The organism is Zoogloea sp. (assembly GCF_017302315.1).
Classification (GTDB): Bacteria; Pseudomonadota; Gammaproteobacteria; order Burkholderiales; family Rhodocyclaceae; genus Zoogloea.
The window spans coordinates 1-6,697 of record NZ_JAFLDT010000130.1; the positions used below are offsets into that span (position 1 = coordinate 1).

A 6,697-nucleotide genomic window follows, 5' to 3' on the forward strand; every position below is an offset into this window, starting at 1 on the left:
CTGCGCTGCTCCCAGCAGGCGGCCGGCGCGGAACTCGCCCTTCGGGCTCAGACAGCCGCGCCGGACTTCCCCGCCTGCTGCTGCGCTGCTCGGCGGGGCGGAACGGGCTTTTCGGATGCACCGAGCCCCTGCGGAAATCGAGTCGGGTACTGGCCGTTGATCACCTGCATTTCCTCTCCCCTCTGGCGTGCCGACTGGAGGTGATGACGGGCGGAAAGAGGGCTTCGCATGTCTGAGCCCGCAGGGCGAGTTTGCGAAGACCCCGCCCGGCATCGCCGGAGGGAGGGAACCCCCGAAGGGGGCGCGACAGCGGGGTACGTTTTCTTGCCTTCTTCTTTGTCGTACAACAAAGAAGAAGGTCGGCCGCCGGGCCGAGACCCGGCCAACGTTACGCTAAACACCGGAACACCCGTCAGTAAAGGCTCAGCCTAAAAAATCAAATTCGCCCCCACAAGGCGCGACCCCACTCCTTACGCAGGCACCGCCGCTGGCGTCACCTGAGGGAAATGGCAGCGCACCACCCGACTGTCCGACAGACGGGTTTCTTCCGGATAGGTGCTGCGGCACACCTCGCTGGCGTGCTCGCAGCGCGGGTGAAAATGGCAGCCTGAGGGTGGACTGAAAGCCGAAGGCATGTCGCCCCGGGTCGCCTCACCTGCCCGGACTCCAGCCCGGCTGTTGGCCTCGATGCGTGGCACCGCCGCCAGCAGCATGCGGGTGTAGGGATGGCGCGGATTGCGCAAGACCTCTTCGGCCGAGCCCCGCTCCACGATGCGCCCCAGGTACATCACGGCCACATGGTGGGCCAGGTAGTCCACCACGGCCAGGTTGTGGGTGATGAACAGGTAGGACAAGCCGTACTCGGCCTGCAGCTCCCGCAGCAGGTTGAGGATCTGGGCCTGTACCGACACATCCAGGGCGCTCGTCGGCTCGTCGCAGACGATCAGCCGGGGTGACACCGCCAGGGCCCGGGCAATGGCGATGCGCTGACGCTGACCACCGGAAAACTCATGGGGAAAGCGGTGACGCATGGCCGGATCGAGGCCGACCCGCGTCAGCAGTGCGTCCACCCGGGCCTGCCGGCTGGACGCGTCGGGCTCCACGCCCAGGGCCTGCATGCCCTCCTCCAGGATCTCGCCCACCCGCATACGCGGGTCGAGGGAGCTGAAGGGGTCCTGGAAGATCATCTGCAGATCCCGGCGCAGGGGCTGCCACTGACCTGGAGGCAAGGACAAGAGCTCCTGACCACCGTAATGGACCTGGCCACCGCTGGCCGGTACCAGCTTGAGGAGCGCCTTGCCGGCGGTGGTCTTGCCGCAGCCGGATTCGCCCACCAGGGCCAGGGTTTCGCCTGCGGGCACCTGCAGGGAAACCCCGTCCACCGCCTTCACATGCCCCACCACGCGCCGGAACAAACCCTTGCGGACCGGAAAGTGCACCTGCAGGGCGGCGATGTCGAGCGCCTTGCCGGCTTCGGCCGGGCGGATCTCCGGAGCGGCCGGCCGCGGCGGTGTCTGCACCCAGCCCATGCGCCCGTTGGGATCATAAAGGTGGCAGCGCACCATCTGCCGCCCCACCCCGTGCAGGGCCGGTGGTGTACGCCGGCAATGGTCCTGGACCTGCGGGCAACGCTCGGCAAAACGGCAGCCCTCCTGGCGCTCGCCGGGGCGGGGCACCTGCCCGACGATGGTCTCCAGGACCCGGCCGCGCTGGGCCGGGGTGGGCAGGGCCGCAAACAGCTTGCGGGAATAGGGATGCAGCGGCTTGCTGAAGAAGTCTTCCCGGTCGCCGGTTTCCACCAGCTCGCCGGCGTACATGACCCCCACCCGGTGGGCCATGCGCGACACCACGCCCAAGTCGTGGGTGATCAGCAGCATGCCCATGCCGCGGCGGGCCTGGAGATCGGCCAGCAGGTCGAGCACCTGGGCCTGGATGGTCACGTCGAGGGCCGTGGTGGGCTCGTCGGCGATCAGCAGGCGGGGGTCGCCCGCCAGGGCGATGGCGATCATCACCCGCTGCTTCATGCCGCCGGATAGCTGGAAGGGGTATTCGGACAGGCGCCGCCGGGGGTCGGGGATGCCCACCGCATCAAGCAAGCGCTCGGCCTCGTCCCACGCCGGCTGGCCATGCAGGCCCCGGTGGCGGACCAGCACTTCGCCGATCTGGTCACCCACGGTCATCACCGGATTGAGGCTGGTGGCCGGCTCCTGGAAGATCATCGCCAGGTGCTTGCCACGGATGTCACGCATGCGGGTTTCCGGCAGATCCTGCAGGGCTTCCCCGCCAAGGCTGACCGAACCTGCAGCAATCCGGCCCCCCGCCGGCAACAGGCGCATGCAGGCCAGGGCAGTCATGGACTTGCCGCAGCCGGATTCCCCGACCAGGGCCAGGGTCTTGCCGGCCGGCACGTCGAAGCTGATGCCGTCCACCGGACGCACCGGCTTGCTCCGGGCGCCGAGTTCCACCCGCAGCCCCTCGACACGCAGCAGGGCCGGGCCTTCCTTGTCCAGTTTGTTCATCGCAAAGGAAACGGACCGCAGTGCGGCCCGTTCAAGTCAGGGGCCCGGAAATGCCGTGTGAAACGGTGCCCGGGCCCATCAGGACAAACACGTGAAAGACCGCTGTCGCCCCCCTGCACTCCCTCCCTTCTCCACCTGCACGCAGATGCCGCAGGTACATGGACCGGAAGGTCGGGCCGCACAGCAGATCTATTCACAGACCCTCAGTGGTGGTGACCACCCTCACCATGCACATGACCGTGGCCGATCTCCTCGGCGCTGGCAGTGCGGACTTCCTTGACGGTGATATCGAAGATCAGCGCGGTACCGGCCAGGGGATGGTTGCCATCCACCACCACCTTGCCGTCGGCGATGTCGGTGATGCGATAGACCACATCCTCTTCGCCGTCTTCACCGACGCGCTCGAAGGACATGCCGACTTCGATATTGTCGGGGAACAGGGAGGCCTCTTCCACCAGCACCAGCTCTTCGTCGTACTCGCCAAAGGCATCTTCGGGCAGCAGCTTGACCTTGGTGTTGTCGCCCACCTTCTTGCCGTGCAGGGCTTCCTCGATCACCGCGAAGATGCCGTCGTAACCGCCGTGCAGGTACACCAGGGGGTGCTGACCGTCGTCGATCATATTGCCTTCCGGATCGGTGACCGTGTAGTTAAGCGTTACGACCGTGTTCTTGGCGATTTCCATTTACATTCCTTGAGTTGAGCTGCTTGATCAGCTGAAAGACTTCGGCGGCATGGCCGCGCGGATTGATATCGTGCAGTACGTGCTGCAAGACCCCATCGGCGGAAATGATGAAGGTCGAGCGGCGCACATTGCGTTTCATGACCCCATTCACCAGCGCCGACTGCCACACCCCGTAGAGCTTGCACACCTCGCCCTCCTCGTCGGAGAGCAGTTCGACCGACAGACCATGCTCATCGCGAAAATCCGCGTGAGTCATGCAGTCGTCGGGGCTTATGCCGACCACGATGCATTTTTCCTTCTCGAAATCGGCATCGTGATCACTGAAGTCGATGGCCTGGCGGGTACAGCCGGGGGTGTTGTCACGGGGGTAGAAATACAGGACCACATGATGGGAACCCAGCACCGACGCCAGATCGAACATCTCCATGTCGGCATCGGGCAGGGAAAAGAGCGGAGCCGGCTCGCCTTCGCGGGGCTCGGCCGACACGGCTGGGGATTCTAACCGAGCCGCTTTGAGAACTCTACCCGAAGCGTGTTGGGGACTGACATGCATGAAGATCTCCTCCGGGGGCTGTGGGCTCTGGATGGAACCCTTGCTGATTGGGCGATACGACTTGCGCTGTTCTCTGTTTTTGTCTTTTTGTGCTCTGACCACCACCACGGCGGTACGCTTTTTGGTCTGCGTCCTTGAAGGGATAGCCCATGGGGGCCGGGTGCTCAAGGGATTTGTGGGCCTTGTTTGACGTTTGTCACGCTGAAAAGGCCTTGCAGCAAGGATGTAACAGCTTGCGAAGCGCCGAAAGCTGTATAAAATTACACAAACCCCACAGGAGTCCCCATGTCAGACACGCTCACCTCCCGGCAGCAGGAGATCCTGCAACTCATCCGCGACACCGTCGAACAGGAAGGCCGCCCCCCGACCCGGGCCGAGATCTGCACCGCCTTTGGTTTCCGCTCCCCCAACGCGGCGGAAACCCACCTCCGCGCCCTGGCCGCCAAGGGCGCCATCACCCTTGAAGAGGGCCGTGCCCGGGGCATCCGCCTGATGGAAGCCCTTGGCCTGCCCCTGATCGGGCGGGTCGCCGCCGGCAGCCCCATCCTTGCCGCCGAGCACGTCCAGGGCCGCTACCAGGTGGACCCCGGCCTGTTCTCTCCCCGCGCCGACTACCTGCTCAAGGTGCGCGGGATGAGCATGCGCGACGCCGGCATTCTCGATGGTGACCTGCTGGCCGTCCATCGCACCACCGAAGTCCGCAACGGCCAGATCGTCGTCGCCCGGGTAGAAGACGAAGTCACCGTCAAACGCCTGGCCCGCAAGGGGCCGATTGTCGAGCTGCTCCCCGCCAACCCGGAGTTCGAACCCATCGTGGTGGATACCCGCAGCTCGCCCCTGGAGATCGAAGGCCTGGCAGTCGGCCTGATCCGCTCCGACCCTCTCTGAGTTGCTCGGCTTCCTTGCACACACCCCATGGTCACCCCGGCAGCCCGCTCCGCCACCACTCTCTCCGCCCTTGACCACCTGGTCTGGCGGGGTGACCGGTTGGCCGTCGAAGCAGCCCCCGGGCGGCCCACTGGCCATCCGGCCCTGGACGCCGTGCTGCCCGGCGGCGGATGGCCGACGGGTGCCCTCACCGAGCTGCTGATTCCCCATTTCGGCATCGGCGAGCTCGGGCTCTTGCTGCCCCAGCTACGCAACATTCCCGCCGGGCGCTGGGCGGTATGCATCGCGCCGCCGGGTCTGCCCTATGCACCGGCCCTCGCCGCAGCGGGCGTCCCCCTCGGGCGACTGCTGCTGGTGCAGGCCGAAAGCCCGGCCCATGCCCGCTGGGCCTGCCGCCAGGCACTGGCCTCCCGTAGCTGCGAGATCGTCCTGCTGTGGCTGGCCGAAGCCGACATGGCCGCCCTGCGCCGCCTGCAACTGGCTGCAGAAGACAGCGCCACCCCCCTGATCCTGCTGCGCCCGGCCAGTGTGGCCAGTCAGGCCTCCCCGGCTGTGCTGCGCCTGGTGCTGAGTGCCGACCGGGGTGGCGTCCAGGTCCGTGTGCTCAAACGCCGTGGGCCCATGCTGGCTGCCCCCGTGCGCCTCATGCTGCCCTGGTCCGCAGCCCGCTCCCGCCCCGATCTGGCCACAACGACGGGGAGCAGCGCCGCCCCTCCCACCTCCCACCCTCATTCCAACCCTGACGCCTCCGTCCATGCTCTGGTGCGCCCTCGTCCTGCCCGATCTGGCCCTGCAGGTTTTCACGCGGGGGCGCAGTGATGCCGGCCCGCTGGCCATTCTCGGCCCCCGTCCACAACTCCGGGTGGTGGCCGCGGATCCGGCGGCAGTGGCATGCGGCGTGGAACCAGGGATCAGCCGCGCCAGTGCTCTGGCCCTAGCGCCCCAATTGCACCTGCGGGAGCGGACGCCCGCCCTTGAAAGCGCAGCCCTGGCCGAGATCGCCACCTGGGCGGGCCGTTTCACCTCCAGCATCAGCCTCGACCCACCCGACACCCTGTTGCTCGAAATCCAGGCCAGCCTGCGTCTCTTCGGCGGACTCGTACCCCTATGTACAAGCATCGAGGCGGGCCTGGGCGAGCTCGGTTTTGCCGGGCAGGTGGCTGTCGCCCCCACCCCGCTGGCAGCGCGCTGGCTGGCCCGTTGTTCCCCAGGGAGCCTGATCGACGCTGAAGCCGGGCTGGCAGCAGCCCTGGCCCCCCTGCCCATCACGGTCGTGGCCGATGGCTGTGGTGGCGCCGTGACGACGGAAAATCTCGATCTGCTCGCCGGGATCGGGATCCATTGCCTGGCAGACGTGCAACGCCTGCCCCGCAGTGGTCTGGCCCGGCGCCACGCCCGGGCCGTCACGGCCCAGCTCGATCGGGCCTACGCCACCGTCCCCGACCCGCGCCCCTGGTTCGTCCCCCCCGAACGCTACGCTGCCCGCCTGCCCCTGCCGGCCCCCACCGACCAGGTGGACACCCTGGTGTTCGGCGTGCGTCGCCTGCTTGCCGGCCTCTCCGGCTGGCTGGATGCCCGTCAGGCCGGGCTGGAACGCTTCACCCTGGTGCTCGAATACGAACGCCACCGCCAAGGCAGCGAAAGCCGTGAAGAGCCACGGGAGATCGTGCTGGGCGCCCTGTCGCGGGACATGACCCGTTGCCAGATGCTGGCCCGCGAACACCTCACCCGCAGCCCCCTGCCCGCACCGGTCGATGCCCTGCGCCTGGAAGCCGATGCCCCCCGCCTGCTCACCCCGCCCCGCACCGATCTTTTCGATGGCGACGACGGACAACAGGGAGACCCGGGCCTGCTCCTCGCCACCCTGCGCGCACGTCTTGGTCATGCGGCAGTGCAGTGCCTGGCCGCCCACCCGGACCACCGCCCCGAACGGGCCTGGCGCTGGGCAGAGCCCATTCCCGGGGACAGGACCGGCCCCCACGCCGCCCTCGACCTGCCCTCATCCCCGCGCCCCCTGTGGCTACTGCCCACCCCCCGGCCCATGGCCCGGCCCC

General features: G+C 67.4%; 6 protein-coding genes. 3 read left to right on the plus strand and 3 right to left on the minus strand.

What is annotated here, in order from left to right:
* Positions 1–470 precede the first annotated feature (470 nt).
* The 3 genes from J0L98_RS20710 to J0L98_RS20720 all read right to left on the minus strand — a co-directional run bounded on the left by J0L98_RS20710 (position 471) and on the right by J0L98_RS20720 (position 3,689).
* Positions 471–2,519: an ABC transporter ATP-binding protein gene (locus J0L98_RS20710; protein WP_296414035.1), complete on the minus strand. Its 2,049-nt coding sequence runs from the start codon at positions 2,517–2,519 to the stop codon at positions 471–473.
* Positions 2,520–2,722: 203 nt separating this feature from the next.
* The gene (locus tag J0L98_RS20715) at positions 2,723–3,202 is read right to left on the minus strand and encodes a peptidylprolyl isomerase (RefSeq protein WP_296414037.1); all 480 of its coding nucleotides are present in this window, start codon (positions 3,200–3,202) and stop codon (positions 2,723–2,725) included.
* The gene (locus J0L98_RS20720) at positions 3,168–3,689 is read right to left on the minus strand and encodes a peroxiredoxin (protein ID WP_296414040.1); all 522 of its coding nucleotides are present in this window, start codon (positions 3,687–3,689) and stop codon (positions 3,168–3,170) included. Before J0L98_RS20720 ends, J0L98_RS20715 begins: the two co-directional genes overlap by 35 nt.
* 351 nt (positions 3,690–4,040) lie before the next feature.
* On the opposite strand from J0L98_RS20720, the gene lexA reads away from it, so the two are divergent.
* From lexA to J0L98_RS20735, 3 genes are all read left to right on the plus strand, one after another.
* The gene (gene lexA, locus J0L98_RS20725) at positions 4,041–4,643 is read left to right on the plus strand and encodes a transcriptional repressor LexA (protein ID WP_296414044.1); all 603 of its coding nucleotides are present in this window, start codon (positions 4,041–4,043) and stop codon (positions 4,641–4,643) included.
* Between the two features lie 27 nt (positions 4,644–4,670).
* A complete protein-coding gene (imuA, locus tag J0L98_RS20730; RefSeq protein ID WP_296414046.1) occupies positions 4,671–5,462 on the plus strand; it encodes a translesion DNA synthesis-associated protein ImuA in 792 nt (263 codons plus the stop codon).
* The coding region (locus tag J0L98_RS20735) for a DNA polymerase Y family protein (RefSeq protein ID WP_296414047.1) at positions 5,398–6,697 on the plus strand (1,300 nt) is incomplete at its 3' end. The genes imuA and J0L98_RS20735, both read left to right, overlap by 65 nt.